Genomic DNA, 17,407 nt, shown 5'->3' with positions numbered 1-17,407 from the left:
GACTGTGCTAATTTATTTCGCACAGTCGTGTTGGAACAGGGGAAGGATCATCATGAAGGACCGCTGGGCGCCCTGGTGGGTGTACGTCATCGCCATCGCGGGCGCGAACTACTTGCGGCAGGTGATCGTGCCGACCGGCGAGACCGCCGTCGACGTCGCCCCGTTCGCCGCGGTCGTCGTCGTGGTCGCGGTCGTCGTGACCGTCGTCTTCCGGGCGACCCGCGCGAGCAGGAGCCGGTGACATGGGTCTCGACGTCGTCCTGCCGGTCTACGGCCTGGCGCTGCTCGACACCCTGAGCCCGGCGACGATCGGCATCTCGATCTACCTGCTGCTCACCGGCGGCCTGCGCACGGCCCGCCTGCTGACCAGCTACCTCGCGACGGTCGCGGCGTTCTACTTCTGCCTCGGCGTCGCCCTCATGGCCGGGCTCGGCGCCGTCACCGACTCCCTCGGCGACGCGATGCACGGCCGCACCGCCTACCTCGTCCAGGCCGGCATCGGCGCGGCGCTCTTCGTCGGCTGCTGGTTCGTGCCCACGAAGAAGAAGGAGCGGGAGGACGGCGACGGCGCCAGCGGTGCGGCCGGGCGGTCGGAGCGGCGGGCCGGGCGGGCACAGACGATTCCGGCGATGGTCGGCCTCGGCGTCACCACCGGGCTGCTCGAGGCGGCGACGGCGCTGCCCTACCTCGCAGCGATCGGGCTGATGACCTCCGCCGGACTGAGCCCGGCTCAGTGGGCGCCGCTGCTGGCCGGCTACACCGTCGTCATGGTGCTGCCGGGCCTGCTGCTGTACGTGGTCTGGCGGGTCGCCGGCGAGCGGGTGCGGTCGCGGTTCGAGCGGTTCCGCGACTGGCTGCGGGCCAACTCCGGCGAGACTCTGGCCTGGATCATGGGCATCGCCGGCGTGCTCCTGGTCCGTGACGCGGTCCCGAGCTTGCTAGCATTCTAGCCATGCCCGACAAGGTGCAGTTCAACGTCTACCTGCCGCCCGACGTCGTCCGCGCGGTCAAGCACCGCAGCATCGACGAGGGCCTGAGCCTGTCGGCGTTCGTCGAGAAGGCACTCACGCAGTATCTCGCCGCGGCCCAGGAGGAGGATCCCCGATGACCGAGCCCGTGCTCACCGCACGCCCGGTCCGGCGCACGCCGCACGTCGAGCAGTGGGTCCTGATCATCGAGGCCCTCGGCGGCGTGGCGACGGGGTCCGGCGTGGCGGCGGGGTCCGACGGCGTCGAGCTCGCCCTGGGCGGCGGGCGGGTCGCCGTCGTCCGTGCCGACGAGCCCGGCACCGAGCTCGGGTTCACCGCGCCCGACCTGCTCGCCCTGGCCGAGCAGTGCGAGCGCAACGGGCTGGCGACGGTGTCGGCCGGCGGCCGCCTCGAGGTCACCGGGCCCGACGGCCTGCGCCTGCACGTCGACGAGCGCCCTGACACGGCGCCGGTCCCGGGCGCCGACCCGGCGTTGTCGGCACTGCCGCTCTGGTACACGCCGGACGTGCCGGGCGCGGCCGGCGTCCTGGACCGGCTCGGGCTGACGGTGCGCATCGCGGCGCACTCCGGCACGTGGGTCGACTTCACGGCGCCGGGCGGCGGGCTGGTGGCGGCGCACGGCCCCGAGCCGACCGGCGTCCAGCTGTCCTTCGAGTACGACGGCGACGTGCGCGCCCTGGCGGAGCGGCTGGTGCGTCACGGGCTCGGCGCCACCGTCGTCGACGAGAACTACGGGCTCACCGTCCGGCTCCCCGATCCCGACGGCGGACGCGACATCTACGTGAACCAGACCCAGTCCGACCTGCACGGATTCCGCCGGGCCGGCTCGTAGTCCGTGCCGGGCGGAATGCCGGGGCGGCGCCGCGGGGTTGTCCCTGTGGTCATCCCCCGACACGAACGAGGCACGCATGTCCCGACCGATTCGCATCGGTGTCCAGATCCAGCCGCAGCACGCCGACTACAAGGAGATCCGCCGTGCCGCTGCCGAGGCCGAGGACCTCGGTGTCGACATCGTCTTCAACTGGGACCACTTCTTCCCGCTGCGCGGTGAGCCCGACGGCAAGCACTTCGAGTCGTGGACCATGCTCGGCGCCTGGGCGGAGCAGACCTCCCGGGTCGAGATCGGCGCGCTGGTGAGCAGCGTCGGCTACCGCAACCCCGAGCTGCTGGCCGACATGGCCCGCACCGTCGACCACATCAGCGACGGCCGGCTCATCCTGGGCATCGGCGGCGGCTGGTTCCAGCGCGACTACGACGAGTACGGCTACGAGTTCGGCACTGCCGGCAGCCGGCTGGACGAGCTCGGCGAGGCGCTGCTGCGCATCAAGAGCCGCTGGTCGAAGCTGAACCCGCCACCCACGCGCGACATCCCGATCCTCATCGGCGGTGGCGGCGAGAAGAAGACGCTGCGCCACGTCGCCGAGCACGGCACCATCTGGCACGCCTTCGGCGACGCCCGCATCCTGCGGCACAAGTCCGAGGTGCTGGACGGCTGGTGCGCGACGGTCGGCCGCGACCCGAACGAGATCGAGCGCTCGACGGCAGTGAGCGGCCACCCCGGCCCCGCCGCCGAAGACCTCCTCGACCTCGGCATCACCCTCTTCACCCTCAGCGCGTCCGGCCCGCTGTACGATCTCGGCTCCATCGCCGCCTGGACCGCCTGGCGCGACAACCACAACTCCAACCGAGCCTGAGCCGAGCCGACGAGGCCGAGCCGACCCCACGGGAGCCGGTGGGAGGGGATGCCGTCAGGGGTAGGCGCGGGCGTCCGAGCGAGGAACGAGCGAGGCGGGCGGGGACGGCATCCCCTCCCACCGGCGACCCGAGGTGACCGTCTACCGGCCGATGATCAGGCTCATGGCCTCAGCGCGAGTGGTCGCGTCACGCAGCTGGCCCCGGACGGCGCTGGTGACCGTCTTCGCACCGGGCTTCCGGACGCCCCGCATCGTCATGCAGAGGTGCTCCGCTTCGACGACGACGATGACCCCGGCCGGCTTCAGCAGCTCGACCAGGGAGTTCGCGACCTGCGACGTCAGCCGCTCCTGCACCTGCGGCCGCTTGGCGTAGACGTCGACGAGCCGGGCCAGCTTGGACAGCCCGGCGATGCGGCCCGTGGGGCCGGGGATGTAGCCGACGTGCGCGTAGCCGTAGAACGGGACCAGGTGGTGTTCGCACATGGAGGCCAGCTCGATGTCCTTGACCAGCACCATCTCATCGTGGCCGAGCTCGAACGTCGTGGTCAGGACATCGGCGGGGTTCTGGCGCAGGCCGCGGAACATCTCTTCGTACGCCCGCGCCACTCGTGACGGGGTCTCGAGCAGGCCGTCGCGCTCGGGGTCTTCGCCGACGGCGATCAGCAGCTCGCGGACCGCCGCCTCCACCCGGGCGTGGTCGAACTGCCCGGGTGGCTCCGGCAGCACCGGCTCCGCGTTCACGCCCCTCAGCCCTCGACCGGGCCCTCGGGCCGCGGCACCGGCGTGATGACCGGCGTCGGGTCGGGCGCGACGGTGATGGCGGCCTTCTCCTCAGCGTGGTGGCCGTTGGTCGACACCTTGATGGGGAAGGCGACCGGGCCGCGCTCGGACGGCTTGCGCGTGGCCGAGCCCGTCCAGGCCGGCCGGCGGCCGTGCTTGCGGATGGGCGCGAAGACCTCGGCGACCTCTTCCTTGTTCAGCGTCTCGCGCTCGAGCAGCTCCAGGACGAGGTTGTCGAGCACCTCGCGGTTCTCGACCAGGATGTCGAACGCCTCTTGGTGCGCGGTCTCGATGAGCTTGCGGACCTCTTCGTCGACGACGCCGGCCACGTTCTCGGAGTAGTCGCGCTCGTGGCCCATGTCGCGGCCCAGGAACGGCTCGGACCGGTCGGAGCCGAACTTGATGGCGCCGAGCCGCTCGGTCATGCCGTACTGGGTGACCATGCGACGGGCCAGCGTGGTGGCCTTGTCGATGTCGTTGGCCGCGCCCGTGGTGGGGTCGTGGAAGACGAGCTCCTCGGCCGCCCGGCCGCCCATCATGTAGGCGAGCTGGTCGAGCATCTCGTTGCGCGTGGTGGAGTACTTGTCCTCGTCGGGCAGCACCATGGTGTAGCCCAGGGCACCGCCGCGCGGCAGGATCGTCACCTTGTGCACCGGATCTGTGTGGTGCAGCGCCGCGGCCACCAGGGCGTGCCCGCCCTCGTGGTAGGCCGTGATGCGCTTCTCGGCGTCCTTCATGAGGCGCGAGCTCTTCTGCGGGCCGGCGACCACGCGGTCGATGGCCTCGTCGAGCGCCTGCGGCGAGATCATCTTCTCGTTCTTGCGCGCCGTCAGCAGCGCCGCCTCGTTCAGCACGTTGGCGAGGTCGGCACCAGTGAAGCCCGGCGTCCGGCGCGCCACGGCGCGGAGGTCGGCGTCCTCGGTCAACGGCTTGCCGCGGGCGTGCACGCCGAGGATCTTCTCGCGGCCCTCGAGGTCGGGCGGCTCGACGGCGATCTGCCGGTCGAAGCGGCCCGGGCGCAGCAGCGCGGGGTCGAGGATGTCGGGGCGGTTGGTCGCCGCGATGAGGATGACGTTGGTCTTGACGTCGAAGCCGTCCATCTCGACCAGCAGCTGGTTCAGCGTCTGCTCGCGCTCGTCGTGACCGCCGCCCATGCCGGCGCCACGGTGGCGGCCGACGGCGTCGATCTCGTCGACGAACACGATGGCGGGCGCGTTCTCCTTGGCCTCCTTGAACAGGTCGCGGACCCGGGAGGCGCCGACGCCGACGAACATCTCGACGAAGTCGGAACCGGAGATGGAGTAGAACGGCACCCCGGCCTCGCCGGCGACCGCGCGGGCCAGCAGCGTCTTGCCGGTACCGGGCGAGCCGTAGAGCAGCACGCCCTTGGGGATCTTGGCGCCGACCGCCTGGAACTTGCCCGGCTCCTGCAGGAACTCCTTGATCTCGTGGAGCTCCTCGATGGCCTCGTTGGCGCCGGCGACGTCGGCGAACGTCGTCTTCGGGGCGTCCTTGCTGGCCAGCTTGGCGCGGGACTTGCCGAACTGCATGACCCGGCCGCCACCGCCCTGCATCTGGGTCATGAAGAAGAAGATGAGCGCGCCGAGGATCAGGAACGGCAGCAACGTGCCGAGGATGCCCCAGAGGATGCTCGGCTGCGGGATGTCGACGTTGTAGCTCTCGAGGCTGGTGCCGCTCTCGTCGTAGAGGTTCTGCAGCGACTCCTGCAGCTGCAGGCCCTGCCCCTCGACGTACTGCGAGACGATCTTGGTGTCGTCGCCGTCGGCCAGCGTGAGCTCGATCTCCTGCGTCTCGCCGCCGGTGATCTTCGCGGACTTGACGTTGCCGGCCTCGATCTCGTGAACGACGCGGGCGGTGTCGACCTCTTCCGCGCCCCCGGCACGGTCCAGCACGCTGCTCAGCACGACGGCCGCGAGCACGAAGACGAGCAACCAGATGAGTGGTCGCGTGAATCGCTTGGCGTTCATGATGCGAGACCTTGCGGCCCCGTACCTCCTGATGATCGGCTGCCTTCAGCACATGCCGCGAACGCCCGGCACGTCCACCGAAGGTGTCGGATCGTCCGACGATACCTTGCGCGGGCCTGCGCGACCATTCCGGCAGGTCTGTTACATGGTAGGAACGTCGCAGGTGAGCCGCCGTGTTCCCGGGGCGGCCCACCGAGTCCGTCACATCGCATGCTCGTCAGCTGTACACGTGCGGCGCCAGAGTACCGACGACCCGCAGGTTGCGGTAGCGCTCGGCGAAGTCGAGGCCGTAGCCGACCACGAACGCGTTGGGGATGTCGTAGCCGACGTAGCGCACCTCGACGGCCGTCTTCGCGGCCTCGGGCTTGCGCAGCAGCGTGCACACCTCGACCGACGCCGGCCCGCGCGAGCGCAGGTTCGAGACCAGCCACGACAGCGTCAGCCCGGTGTCGATGATGTCCTCGACCACCAGCACGTGCCGGTCGGTGATGTCGGTGTCGAGGTCCTTGACGATGCGCACCACGCCGCTGGACCGCGTGCCCGAGCCGTACGACGAGATGGCCATCCAGTCCTGCTCGACATGCCGCGACAGGTGCCGGCTGAGGTCCGCCATGACCATGATCGCGCCCTTGAGCACGCCGACGAGCAGCAGGTCCTTGCCCTCGTAGTCGCGCTCGATGGAACGCGCCATCTCGGCGAGCTTGCTCTGGATCTCCTCCTCCGTGAAGAGGATCTTCTCGAGGTCGCCATCGACGTGTTCTGGATCCACGACGGCAGCCTTTCACACGCCGCTTCGGTGGGGTGTGGTGAGGCAGAAGATGCTGCGCCGGCTCCGCTTCGCGGCGGTGAAGCATGCCGCGTGCGCTCTTGACGCCGGCTCCACATCTTCTGCCTCCCCGCACCGCTCCGCTCGGCTCAGCCGGCTTCCGTCCCCTTGCGGGGGGTGAAGTGGAGGGCGCCTTCGGCGCGGGTGGCGCGGAGGGCGCCGGGGAGGTCCACTCCGATCTGGCCTCGCCAGGCGGTCACCAGGGTGTCGACGGCGGCGACGTGTGCGGCCGTGAGGTCGGTAGCCGGGCTGCCCGCGGCGATCGCCGCCCGGCGCAGCACTCGCCACCGGACCGCCCGCGGCAGCACCGCCAGCTCGGCGACGGCCAGGGTGTCGACGGCGGCTGCCTGCGCGTCCAGGGCGTCGGCGTCGGCGCGGGCGAGGTCGGCGGTGCGGGCCAGCGCCTCGGCGACCCCCGGCCCCAGCTCCGCCTCGAGCACGGGCAGCACCCGATGCCGCACCCGCGCCCGCGCGTACGCCGCGTCCTCGTTGTGCGGGTCGTCCCAGGCTTCGAGCCCAGCGGGCAACGCGGCCCGGACCACGGAACGGCGCAGCCCGAGCAGCGGCCGCCGGAACGCACCGGAGCGTTCGGCCATGCCCGACAGCGACCGCGGACCCGAGCCGCGGGCGAGCCCCAGCAGAACGGTCTCGGCCTGGTCGTCGAGGGTGTGCCCGAGCAGGACCACGCAGGCGCCCGCACGATCGGCCGCCGCCGTCAGCGCCGCGTACCGGGCCGCGCGCGCGTTGCCCTCGGGACCGTCGGGCCCGCGCGAGGCGTTGACGTGGACCGTGGCGACGGGGTCGAGGCCCAGCCGGCTCAGCGCGGCCGCCGTCGCCCGGGCCCGCTCGGCCGAACCCGGCTGCAACCCGTGGTCGACGCACACGCCGCCGGCCCGCAGCCGGCCGCCGGACCGGGCCGCCACCCACGCCGTCGCGGCGGCCAGGGACAGCGAGTCGGCCCCGCCGGAGCAGGCGACCAGCACCGTCGACCCGTCGGGCACCTCGGTGAGGGCCGCGCGGACGGCCCGCCGGACGTCGAGGTGCGGGTGCCCCATGGCCGCGGAGCCGCGCGCGCCGTCAGGCGCCGTCGCGGCCGAGCGCCGGCGTGCCGTGGACGCGGCGCACCCAGGCGACGGGGTCGGCGATCTCGGCCTTGGTCGGCAGCGACTCCGGGGAGTCCCAGATGCGGTTGAACCCGCTCATGCCGACGCGGTCGACGACGGCGTTCACGAACGCGGCGCCGTCGCGGTACTGGCGCATCTTGGCGTCGAGGCCGAGCAGCCGGCGGAACGTGCGGTCGAGGCCGACCGAGGAGTAGCGGCGGCGCTGGAACCGGCGGCGGATGGTCTCGACGGACGGGATGACCTCGGGGCCGACGCCGTCCATGACGACGTCGGCGTGCCCTTCGAGCAGCGACATGAACGCCGTCACGCGGTCGATGACGGCCTTCTGCGCGGGCGTCTGCACGAGATCGAGGACCGAGCCACCGCCGTCGCCGCCGGACTTGGCGCTCTCGGCCAGGACACGGACGGCGTCGCGGGCGCGGGTGACGAACGCGCCGGGGTCGACGTCGGTGGCCGCGACGAACGCCTCGATCTCGCCGCGGAGGTGGTCGCGCAGCCAGGGCACCGCGGTGAACTGCACGCGGTGGGTCTCTTCGTGCAGCGTGACCCAGAGCCGGAAGTCGTGGGGGTCGACGCCCAGCTCGCGCTCGACGTGGACGATGTTGGGCGCGACCAGCAGCAGCCGGCCGTGGGCGCCGTCGTCGGGACCGCCGAACCGGCCGGACCAGAACGGGTCGAACTGGCCGAGCACCTTGCTGGCCAGGAACGCGAGCAGCGCGCCGGTCTGCAGCCCGGTGACCTTGGGGCCGACCCGCTGGAACGGGGTGCGCTCGCGGCCCTTCTGCAGCTTGCGCTCGAGCGGCGCGATGATGGTGCGCATGCTCTGGGCGTTGGCCCGGGCCCAGTTGCCGCGGTCGACCACGACCAGCGGAGCGGTCGCCGTCGACGCGTCGAGGCCGGTGAACCGGTAGACGTGCGACTCGGCCTCGGCCGCCAGCCGGCGCAGCTCCGACACCGCGTCGCGGGCCTCGGAGTCGGTGACGGCCGGTCCCGGCCCGGCGAGGCGTTGCGCCGTCGCGACCGCGAGGTCCCAGTCGACCATTTCGGGAGCACTGTCAGCGGTCGTCATCAACACTCCTTACGTCTCGGGCCGTGCATGTGGATCTCCCTTACCCCGGTCCGGTCGTTCACCCTCCGGACCGACGACTCGTGGAGGCCTTCGGCCCCCAGTCGCCGCCGGTATGCACGGCCCTCCACAGGTGTCCACGCTACGTCAACGACTGCCGTGCCGCCTCAGGCACAGCCACAGGCGGCCAGCGCCGCGGCGACGTCGTCGAGCGCGGCCCGCGCCGACAACGTGTTGCCGACGTCGTCGGCGAGCACCGCGAAGGCGTAGCCCACGCCGTCGGCGGCCACGACCACTCCGGCCAGCGCGCTCACGCCCGTGAGCGTGCCGGTCTTCGCCCGGACCAGCCCGGCCGCGGCGGAGTCGTCGAAGCGGTCGGCGAGCGTGCCGGTGAACGCGGCGACGGGGAGCCCGGTGACGACAGCGCGCAGCTCCGGATGGTCCGGGCCCGCGGCCAGGGTGAGCGCGCCGGTGATCAGCGTCGCCGGGACCGCGCTCCCGCGGGCCAGCCCGCTGCCGTCGAGCAGGGTCGCGCCCGACGCGTCGAGCCCGAGCTCCGTGAGCGCGGCCTGGACGGCCGGGCCGGCGTCGGCGGACGTGCCGGGGGCGCCGGCCGCGAGGGCGACGTGCCGGGCGAGCACCTCGGCGCCGTCGTTGTCGCTGGTGGTGAGGATGTCCTCGACGACAGTGGCCAGCGGGGCCGACGCGACGGACGCGAGCTCGGTGCCGTCGGCCGGCGCGGCTGCCGCCACCGGGTCGCCGTCGACGCTGATGCCCTGGTCGCCGAGCAGGGCGGCGAACTCCTCAGCCGCGTCGAGCGACGGGTCGGACGGCCGGTCGAGGATGTCGACGGCGAGCGCGGTGGTCGGCGAGACGACGCTGGGGACGTAGCCGGGGCTCCAGTCCGGGTCGACGGCCGGGCCGGTGAACAGCGTCGCGTCGTAGGAGAGCGTGACGGAGCCGACGCCGGCCTCAGTGAGCGCGGCCGCCGTCGCCGCGGCGAGGTCGGCCAGCCGGGTGCCGGGGCCGTCGTCGCCGGCCGTGAGCGTCGGGTCGCCGCCGCCGACGAGCGTGACGGCGGACGGGTCCGGCCCGCTGACGACGCGGGTGGTGAAGGTGTGGTCCGGGCCGAGCGCGTGCAGCGCGGCGGCGCCGGTGAGGATCTTCAGCGTGCTGGCCGGGGTGTGCGGGTCGGCGCCGGCGGTCTCGTAGGACGTCACGCCGGTGGTGAGGTCGACGACGCTGACGCCCACCCGCCCGCCCAGCCCGGCCGCACCGAGGGTGGGCGCGAGCACCTCGCCGACCGCGGGCTCGCCCGCCGCGCCGGCCGTCGCGGGCGCGTCGAGGACTCCGGGTGCGGCCGACCACGTCGGGGACGGCCCGGTGGCGGGCGTGACGAGCGTGAATCCCTGCGTGGCCTCGGCCTGCGACCAGGGCAGCTCACCCCGTCGTTCGAGCACGACCCCCGCGCCCGCGGCGAGGACGACCACGCAGCCGGCCGCCACGACCCCGGCCCGCCTCCACATCGTCGCCCCCTCCGAGCCTGTTTACCTGGCCGTCGTCACGGTACGGGAGACTGGACACGATCAGCACATCGGGACGCTTATGGGGGAAGGACCTACAGGTGGAGTTCGACGTCACCATCGAGATTCCGGCGGGGAGTCGGAACAAGTACGAAATGGACCACGAGACCGGCCGGATCAAACTCGATCGGCGGCTCTTCACGTCGACTCGCTACCCCCACGACTACGGGTTCATCGACGACACCCTGGGCCTCGACGGCGACCCCCTCGACGCCCTGGTGCTCATCGAGGAGCCGACCTTCCCCGGCTGCCTCATCCGCTGCCGCGCCATCGGCATGTTCCGCATGAAGGACGAGGCCGGCGGCGACGACAAGGTGCTGTGCGTGCCCGCCGAGGACCCGCGGAAGGTCACGTTCCAGGACATCGGCGACGTGCCGGAGTTCGACCGCCTCGAGATCCAGCACTTCTTCGAGGTCTACAAGGACCTCGAGCCCGGCAAGTCGGTCGAGGGCGCCACCTGGGTCGACCGCGCCGCCGCCGAGGAGGAGATCGAGGCCTCCCGCCGCCGGCTCGTGGAGTCCGGCGGGCACCACTGAGGCGCCAGGGCGTGTCTGACGGATCAATGGGTCCGCGGCCCCGGATCCCGGTTGATCATGGAGAAGAGCGGGTTTCCAGGGCCCTGGAAGCCGCACTTCTCCATGATCAACAACAGATGGTCACGATCCACCACGACGATTCCGGACTGCCGGGGTTCGGGCGCCATCCGCGCGGCCGCGGCCTGGAGCGTGTCTGACGGACACCCCCGTGGCCGCCTCGTGTCTCGCGGGCTTCGGCCTGGCACCCTCATGCGCGTGGGGAGGTCCGCCGATGACAGTCGTCGTACCGGTGATCAGGTCCCCTCGCGCCACAGCGACCGCGAGGGAACCTGATCACGAACGGCTACGAAGGGCGCGTCGATCCGTCAGACACGCCCTAGTCTCCTGAGTCAGGAATTCTATTCAGATGTATAGGCTGGCTGGTATGGCGAGAACTGGACGGCCGAAGGCTGAGCTGGTGCTGACCGACGGCGAGCGCGCGGCCCTGGAGGGGTGGGTTCGCAGGGGGTCGACGCCGCAGTCGTGGGCGCTGCGGTGCCGGATCATTCTGGAGTCCGCGGCGGGTGCGTCGAACAAGGACGTGGCCGCGGTGGTGGGTTCGACACCGCATGCGGTGGGGCGGTGGCGCAGGCGGTTCGTGGAGCATCGGATCGCTGGGCTGGGCGACATGCCCCGCTCGGGTGGCCCGCGGTCGGTGACCGATGAGCAGGTCGCCGCGCTGGTGGCCCGGACGCTGGAGACGAAGCCGAAGAACGCCACGCACTGGTCGACCAGGGCGATGGCGTCGCAGACGGGCATGTCGCAGTCGACGGTCTCAAGGGTGTGGCGGGCGTTCGGCCTGGCCCCGCACCGCGTTGAGGGGTTCAAGCTGTCCACCGACCCGTTCTTCGTCGACAAGGTCCACGACGTGGTCGGGCTCTACCTGGACCCGCCCGAGCGGGCGTTGGTGTTCTGTGTGGACGAGAAGTCCCAGATCCAGGCCCTGGACCGCTCTCAGCCGGTCCTGCCGATGATGCCCGGGGTGCCCGAGCGCGTGACCCATGACTACGTGCGCGCCGGCACCACGACGCTGTTCGCCGCACTGGAGGTCGCCACCGGCAAGGTCATCGGTTCTCTGCACCGCCGTCACCGCGCCGAGGAGTTCAAGAAGTTCCTGGCCACGCTCAACAAGCAGGTCCCCGATGACCTCGACGTGCACCTCGTGCTGGACAACTACGCCACGCACAAGACTCCCGCGATCAAGAACTGGCTGCTGGCCCATCCACGGTTCCACCTGCACTTCACGCCCACCGGGTCGTCCTGGCTCAACCTCGTCGAGCGCTGGTTCGCCGAACTGACCAACAAGCAACTGCGCCGCGGCGTGCACAAGTCCGTCCAGGCCCTCGAGAAAGACATCCGCGACTGGATCGCCACCTGGAACACCGACCCGCGTCCCTACATCTGGGTCAAGACCGCCGACGAGATCCTCGAACAACTCGCCACATATCTGAACAGAATTCCTGACTCAGGAGACTAGGGCGTGTCTCCTAAGTCCGGGCGTGTACGGCTGATTTGCTGTTGGCATGTCTCGCGAGCGAGTCCTCACCGACGCTCAATGGGAGCGGATCGCGGCGTTGATGCCCTCGACCGACGGGGTGAGGTCGCGGCCCTTCCGCGACCACCGGCAGGTGGTCGAGGGCGTGATCTACCGGTTCCGCACCGGGATCGCGTGGCGTGACCTGCCGGCCGCGTTCGGGCCGTGGCAGACAGCATGGAAGCGACACAACCGCTTCTCCGTCGATGGCACCTGGGACAAGATCCATGCCCGGCTGCTGGCCGAGGCCGACGCGGTCGGGGACATCGACTGGATGGTCAGCGTGGACGCCACCATCAACCGTGCCCACCAGCACGCCACCAACGCCGGCAGACTCGAGCATCCGGCCGGGGACTCCCGGGCGGCGCGCGCGGCGCGCGCCGCGGCCCGCACAGGGGGCTGAGTCGAGTTACATCTTCGGGCTCGCCGAACCGCTCGATCACGCGATCGGCCGGTCCCGCGGCGGGTTGTCGACCAAGATCCACCAGCTCGTCGACGGCCGTGGCCGGCCACTGGTCATCGCGGTGACAGCCGGCCAGGCCGGTGATTCCACGATGCTCAAGCCGCTGCTGGCCCAGCTCGCGGTCCGGCGCCTGGGGCCCGGTCGACCACGCACCCGCCCGCTCGCCCTCCTGGGTGACAAGGCCTATTCCTCCCGAGCCACACGAGCACTGCTGCGCGCTCGTGGCATCAAGGCCGTGATCCCGCAGCGCGCCGACGAGATCGGCCACCGCAAACGCCGCGGCACAGCCGGCGGCCGCCCACCCAACTTCGACCCCGTCGCCTACAAGCGCCGCAACGTCATCGAGCGTTCCTTCAACACCCACAAGCAATGGCGCGGCATCGCCACCCGCTACGACAAACACGCCGTCAACTACCGCGGAGGCGTCGTCCTACGCGCCATCACCATCTGGCTGGCGACTTAAGAGACACGCCCTAGGGCGACCGCAGCTAGACGCGGCCGTAGAAGGACGGGTCGATCCAGTAGAAGACGCTCTGGACCTCGACGTCCTTGCCCGGTCGCGGCGCGTGGATCATCTGCCCGCCGCCGATGTACAGGCCCACGTGGTACACCCCGGAGGCCTGGCCGTTGTCGGACCAGAAGATGAGGTCGCCCGGGCGTAGGTTCGCGTACGACACGCGGTCCACGCGCTGCGCCTGGGCGACGCTCCAGTGCGGCAGGTCGACGCCGCCGGCCTGCCACGCCCGCATGGTCAGACCGGAGCAGTCGAAGCTGTTCGGCCCGTCGGCGCCCCACTGGTACGGCTTGCCGAGCTGCGCGAACGCGTAGTTCACGGCCGCTTGGGCGCCGTCGCCCGGCGGGTCCGGCTGCTCGGGCTCCTCCGGCTCGGGCGGCCGGGTCTGGGTCGGCGACGGCTCCGGCTCGGGCTCCGGGGGCGGTTCCGGCTCGGTCGTCGGCTGCGGCGGCGCCGTCGGCTGGGGCGGAGTGGTCGGCTCCGGTGGCGCCGTCGGCTCGGTTGGGACCGTCGGGTCGTCCGGCGGGCCGAGCGTGGGCGGCGTGGTGACCGGCGGTGCGACCGGCGGCTCCGGCTGCTGCTCCTCCTCCGCCTGCTCCTGCGCGGCCTGCTCGGCGGCGAGACCCTCCTGGCGCTGCCGCTCGAGGTCGACGGTGGTGCCGCGGGCGACCGCGAGCTGGGCGATCGCGGCGCTGCGCTGTTCCTCGACGGCGGCGACCGCCTGCTCCTGACCGGCGACGGCGGCCTCGGCGGCCGCCCGTGCGGCGTCGGCCTGCTCGGCCGCGGCGGACCGCTCGGCCAGCGCGTCGGCGGCCACCGCCGCGGCGTCGTCGGCCTCGTGCTGGGCGTCGCGGGCGCGCTGCGCGATGGTCGTCTGCGAGCGGGTGACGGCGCGCAGTGCGCCGAGCCCGTCGTACAACGCCTGCCCATCCTCGGCGCCGAGCACCATGCCGACGCCGGCGAGCTGGCCGCCCTGGCTGTAGGTGGCCGCGGCCATGCGGCCCAGGTCGACCCGGGCCTGCTCCGCCTCGGCCGCCCGCTGCCGGGCCGCCTCGCGCGCCGTCGACTCCGCCTCGGTCGCCTGCTCGAGCTGCAGCCGGGCGCCGTTGTAGGCCTCGATCGCCTTGGCCGCCTGGATGTACAGCGCGTCGACCTGGGCGGACAGCGTGGCCAGCCGGGCCTCGAGGGCGGCCACGCCCCCGGCGGCGGCCCGCTCCGCGTCGCGCGCGTCTTGGATCTCGGACTCGGTGGGAAAGGTCGGGTCGGCGAACGCCGGCCCGACCACGCCGGCTGCCAGAGCTGTGGCGAAGGCCCCCGCCCACATGCATTTTCGCACCCTGACAACCTCCCCCGTACCTGGCGTCCCATCCAGCACAGTAGCCAAGGAAGTCACGTTAAGGAACAGGAATCACAGGAATTTCAACCGTCACGCGGCGTGTCGACTTGACTAACCACACTCGTGTAATTTCGAAAGCGCTGGACAATCCGGCCGAATCAGCCGGTGGCACCCTCGTCGGTGCGGGGTGCCTGAACCCGGCGGAGCAGCGGCGACAGCACCAGGACGCTGCGGGTCCGGGCCACGAACGGCTCCGCCGAGATCGCCGTCAGCACCCGCTCGAAGTGCTGCATGCTGCCGGCGAAGACGTGCAGCAGGGCGTCGGCGTCACCGGTGACCATGAACGCCTCGACGACCTCCGGATAGGTCTGGACGCGGCGGGCGATGTCCTCGCTGGTCGTGCGCGGGTTGCAGAACAGCTCGACGTAGGCCTCGGTGCTCCAGCCGATCTCGGCCGGCTCGACCCGGACGGTGAACCCGGTGACGACGCCGCGGGCACGCAGCCGGTCGACGCGGCGCTTCACCGCGGGGGCGGACAGGCTGACCTTCGCGCCGATGGCGCCGTAGCTCGCCCGCCCGTCGGCCATGAGGACCCGGATGATCTGCTCGTCCAGCGCGTCGAGTGTCATGGGTGGATCGTCCCGTTTCACGGGTTCGCGCGCAACGAATCGCCGTCTGTTCGAGAACGGACGCAACGTTTCGCACGTAGGCGCGCAACAGAACGATCTCGATCGCCGCCCGGCCCCGGCTCTACCTTTCAGGTGTGACCGTGAACGACGCCACGGAGCTGACCCGGCTCCCACGCGGCCACCGCGTCGCGACGACCCGCGACTACGTGATGTGCCGCCCCGACCACTTCGCCGTGCACTACTCGATCAACGTGTGGATGAACCCCGCCCGCCCGGTCGACCGCGACCGCGCGCTGGCCCAGTGGGACGACCTCCGCGCCACATACGAGCGGCTGGGCCACCGCGTGCACCAGCTCGACCCGCTGCCCGGCCTGCCGGACATGGTATTCGCTGCCAACGGCGCGTTCGTGGTCGGCGACCGCGCGCTCGGCGCCCGGTTCCGCGAGCTGGTCCGCGCCGACGAGGCGCCGGCGCACCGGTCCTGGCTGTCGGGCGTGGGGATCGCGGTCACCGAGCCGCTGGCCGTCAACGAGGGCGAGGGCGACTTCGCCTGGGCCGGCGGGCGCATCCTGGCCGGCGCCGGCTTCCGCTCCGACCCCGCCGCGCACGCCGAGCTAGCCGCCGTCTTCGACGTCCCCGTCGTGCCGCTGGAGCTGGTCGACCCGCGCTTCTACCACCTCGACACCGCGCTGGCCGTGCTGGACGCGACCACGATCGCGTACTACCCGCCGGCGTTCGCGCCGGCCAGCCAGGAGGTTCTGGCCACGCTGTTCCCCGAGGCGATCGTCGCCACCGAGGCCGATGCGCTCGTCCTCGGCCTGAACGCCGTCAGCGACGGCCGGCACGTGGTGCTGGCCGCGCAGGCGGCCGCGCTCGCCGACGCCGTCGCCCGGGCCGGGTTCGAGCCGGTCCCCGTCGACGTCTCCGAGCTGTTGAAGTCCGGAGGCGGCGTCAAGTGCGCCACTCTGGAACTGCACCGCCGCCCGCACACCGAGGAGCGCTCATGACGGTCGCAGACCGCGAGGTCACCTACGGACACGAGTCGCGGAAGGGAACAGGGGAGCAGCCCATGCAGACCACCCGGACCCAGGACGCGATCGCGCTCGCCGAGAGCAGCACCGCGCACAACTACCACCCGCTCCCCGTCGTCGTCACCGAGGCCGAGGGCGCGTGGGTCACCGACGTCGAGGGCCGGCGCTACCTCGACTTCCTGGCCGCGTACTCGGCGGTGAACTTCGGCCACCGCAACCCGGAGATCGTCGCGGCCGTCAAGGCGCAGCTCGACCGCGTCACGCTGACCAGCCGCGCCTTCCACCACGACGTGCTCGGCCCGTTCGCGAGCGAGCTGGCCGCGCTCGCCGGCAAGGACCTCGTGCTGCCGATGAACACCGGCGCCGAGGCCGTCGAGACCGGCCTCAAGGTCGCCCGCAAGTGGGGCTACGAGGTCAAGGGCGTCCCGGAGGACCGGGCGACCGTCGTCGTCGCGGAGGGCAACTTCCACGGCCGCACCATCAGCGTCGTCAGCTTCTCCACCGACCCGGTCGCGCGCACCCACTTCGGCCCGTTCACGCCCGGCTTCCGCGTGGTGCCCTACGGCGACGCCGCGGCCATGGCGGCGGCCATCGACGAGACGACGGTGGCCGTGCTGGTCGAGCCGATCCAGGGCGAGGCCGGCGTCGTCGTGCCGCCGGCCGGCTACCTGCGGTCCGTGCGCGAGCTGTGCGACGAACGGCGGGTGCTGTTCATCGCCGACGAGATCCAGTCCGGCCTCGGCCGCACCGGCACCACGTTCGCCTGCGAGCACGAGGGCGTCGTGCCGGACCTCTACCTGCTCGGCAAGGCGCTGGGCGGCGGCGTCGTCCCGGTGTCCGCCGTCGTCGGGAACAGCGACGTCCTCGGCGTCATCCACCCCGGCGAGCACGGCAGCACGTTCGGCGGCAACCCGCTGGCCTGCGCCGCCGGCCGCGCCGTCGTCGCCATGCTGTCGACCGGCGAGTGGCAGCGCGCCGCCGTCGAGCTGGGCGAGCACCTGCACGCCCGGCTGCGGTCGCTGATCGGGCGCGGAGTGGTCGAGGTCCGCGGGCGCGGGCTCTGGGCCGGCGTCGACATCAACCCGGAGTTGATGAGCGGCCGCGAGGCCTGCGAGGCGCTGCTCGCCGAGGGCGTCCTCGTCAAGGACACGCACGGCTCGACCATCCGGTTCGCGCCGCCGCTCGTGATCACGCGCGAGGAGATCGACCTCGCGATCGACGCGCTGGAGCGGGTGCTGGCGGCGCGGGTGGCGTGACGGTGGACACATCCACGTC

The 17,407-nt window shown here is 72.0% G+C and carries 17 protein-coding genes and 1 pseudogene; 10 read left to right on the top strand and 8 right to left on the bottom strand.

What is annotated here, in order from left to right:
- Window positions 1–52: 52 nt before the first annotated feature.
- The 5 genes from HD601_RS11230 to HD601_RS11210 all read left to right on the top strand — a co-directional run bounded on the left by HD601_RS11230 (window position 53) and on the right by HD601_RS11210 (window position 2,683).
- A complete protein-coding gene (locus HD601_RS11230) occupies window positions 53–241 on the top strand; it encodes a hypothetical protein (protein WP_184821893.1) in 189 nt (62 codons plus the stop codon).
- 1 nt (window position 242) lies between these two features.
- A complete protein-coding gene (locus HD601_RS11225) occupies window positions 243–950 on the top strand; it encodes a GAP family protein (RefSeq protein ID WP_184821891.1) in 708 nt (235 codons plus the stop codon).
- A gap of 2 nt (window positions 951–952) precedes the next feature.
- Window positions 953–1,108 carry a ribbon-helix-helix domain-containing protein gene (locus tag HD601_RS11220; RefSeq protein WP_184821889.1) on the top strand — a complete coding sequence of 52 codons (156 nt, stop codon included), beginning with the start codon at window positions 953–955 and terminating at the stop codon, window positions 1,106–1,108.
- Window positions 1,105–1,821 carry a hypothetical protein gene (locus tag HD601_RS11215; RefSeq protein ID WP_184821887.1) on the top strand — a complete coding sequence of 239 codons (717 nt, stop codon included), beginning with the start codon at window positions 1,105–1,107 and terminating at the stop codon, window positions 1,819–1,821. Before HD601_RS11220 ends, HD601_RS11215 begins: the two co-directional genes overlap by 4 nt.
- A gap of 76 nt (window positions 1,822–1,897) precedes the next feature.
- Window positions 1,898–2,683, top strand: coding sequence for an LLM class F420-dependent oxidoreductase (locus HD601_RS11210; RefSeq protein ID WP_184821885.1), 786 nt, complete (start codon window positions 1,898–1,900; stop codon window positions 2,681–2,683).
- 141 nt (window positions 2,684–2,824) lie between these two features.
- Here the strand turns inward: HD601_RS11210 and folE are convergent, their stop codons facing one another.
- The 6 genes from folE to dacB all read right to left on the bottom strand — a co-directional run bounded on the left by folE (window position 2,825) and on the right by dacB (window position 9,993).
- Entirely contained in the window at window positions 2,825–3,424 is a 600-nt protein-coding gene (gene folE, locus HD601_RS11205; RefSeq protein WP_184821883.1) for a GTP cyclohydrolase I FolE, read from the bottom strand.
- A gap of 5 nt (window positions 3,425–3,429) precedes the next feature.
- The gene (gene ftsH / locus HD601_RS11200) at window positions 3,430–5,451 is read right to left on the bottom strand and encodes an ATP-dependent zinc metalloprotease FtsH (protein ID WP_184821881.1); all 2,022 of its coding nucleotides are present in this window, start codon (window positions 5,449–5,451) and stop codon (window positions 3,430–3,432) included.
- A 217-nt stretch (window positions 5,452–5,668) separates the two neighbouring features.
- Window positions 5,669–6,220 (bottom strand): hypoxanthine phosphoribosyltransferase, encoded by a 552-nt coding sequence (hpt, locus tag HD601_RS11195; protein ID WP_184821879.1) that lies wholly within the window; start codon window positions 6,218–6,220, stop codon window positions 5,669–5,671.
- Window positions 6,221–6,366: 146 nt separating this feature from the next.
- Window positions 6,367–7,332, bottom strand: coding sequence for a tRNA lysidine(34) synthetase TilS (gene tilS / locus HD601_RS11190; protein ID WP_184821878.1), 966 nt, complete (start codon window positions 7,330–7,332; stop codon window positions 6,367–6,369).
- A 22-nt stretch (window positions 7,333–7,354) separates the two neighbouring features.
- Entirely contained in the window at window positions 7,355–8,443 is a 1,089-nt protein-coding gene (locus HD601_RS11185; RefSeq protein ID WP_184829702.1) for a zinc-dependent metalloprotease, read from the bottom strand.
- 191 nt (window positions 8,444–8,634) lie between these two features.
- Entirely contained in the window at window positions 8,635–9,993 is a 1,359-nt protein-coding gene (gene dacB / locus HD601_RS11180; protein WP_184821876.1) for a D-alanyl-D-alanine carboxypeptidase/D-alanyl-D-alanine endopeptidase, read from the bottom strand.
- Window positions 9,994–10,091: 98 nt separating this feature from the next.
- Between dacB and HD601_RS11175 the strand changes: the two genes are divergently transcribed.
- The 3 genes and pseudogenes from HD601_RS11175 to HD601_RS11165 all read left to right on the top strand — a co-directional run bounded on the left by HD601_RS11175 (window position 10,092) and on the right by HD601_RS11165 (window position 13,085).
- Entirely contained in the window at window positions 10,092–10,586 is a 495-nt protein-coding gene (locus tag HD601_RS11175; RefSeq protein ID WP_184821874.1) for an inorganic diphosphatase, read from the top strand.
- Between the two features lie 424 nt (window positions 10,587–11,010).
- Window positions 11,011–12,102, top strand: coding sequence for an IS630 family transposase (locus HD601_RS11170; RefSeq protein WP_184821872.1), 1,092 nt, complete (start codon window positions 11,011–11,013; stop codon window positions 12,100–12,102).
- A 46-nt stretch (window positions 12,103–12,148) separates the two neighbouring features.
- Window positions 12,149–13,085, top strand: a pseudogene (locus tag HD601_RS11165) (IS5 family transposase).
- A 25-nt stretch (window positions 13,086–13,110) separates the two neighbouring features.
- Here the strand turns inward: HD601_RS11165 and HD601_RS11160 are convergent.
- A complete protein-coding gene (locus HD601_RS11160; RefSeq protein ID WP_184821870.1) occupies window positions 13,111–14,460 on the bottom strand; it encodes a C40 family peptidase in 1,350 nt (449 codons plus the stop codon).
- Window positions 14,461–14,630: 170 nt separating this feature from the next.
- Entirely contained in the window at window positions 14,631–15,101 is a 471-nt protein-coding gene (locus HD601_RS11155; protein WP_184821868.1) for an Lrp/AsnC family transcriptional regulator, read from the bottom strand.
- A 209-nt stretch (window positions 15,102–15,310) separates the two neighbouring features.
- Here HD601_RS11155 and ddaH point away from each other — a divergent pair, with 209 nt between their 5' ends.
- Entirely contained in the window at window positions 15,311–16,108 is a 798-nt protein-coding gene (ddaH, locus tag HD601_RS11150) for a dimethylargininase (protein WP_184829700.1), read from the top strand.
- A gap of 62 nt (window positions 16,109–16,170) precedes the next feature.
- Window positions 16,171–17,388, top strand: coding sequence for an ornithine--oxo-acid transaminase (rocD, locus tag HD601_RS11145; RefSeq protein WP_184829698.1), 1,218 nt, complete (start codon window positions 16,171–16,173; stop codon window positions 17,386–17,388).
- Window positions 17,389–17,407: the final 19 nt, after the last annotated feature.

The organism is Jiangella mangrovi, from assembly GCF_014204975.1.
GTDB classification, from domain to species: Bacteria; Actinomycetota; Actinomycetes; order Jiangellales; family Jiangellaceae; genus Jiangella; species Jiangella mangrovi.
Note: the sequence above shows the minus strand (reverse complement) of the source record. Positions and strands in the feature narration are given on the sequence as shown.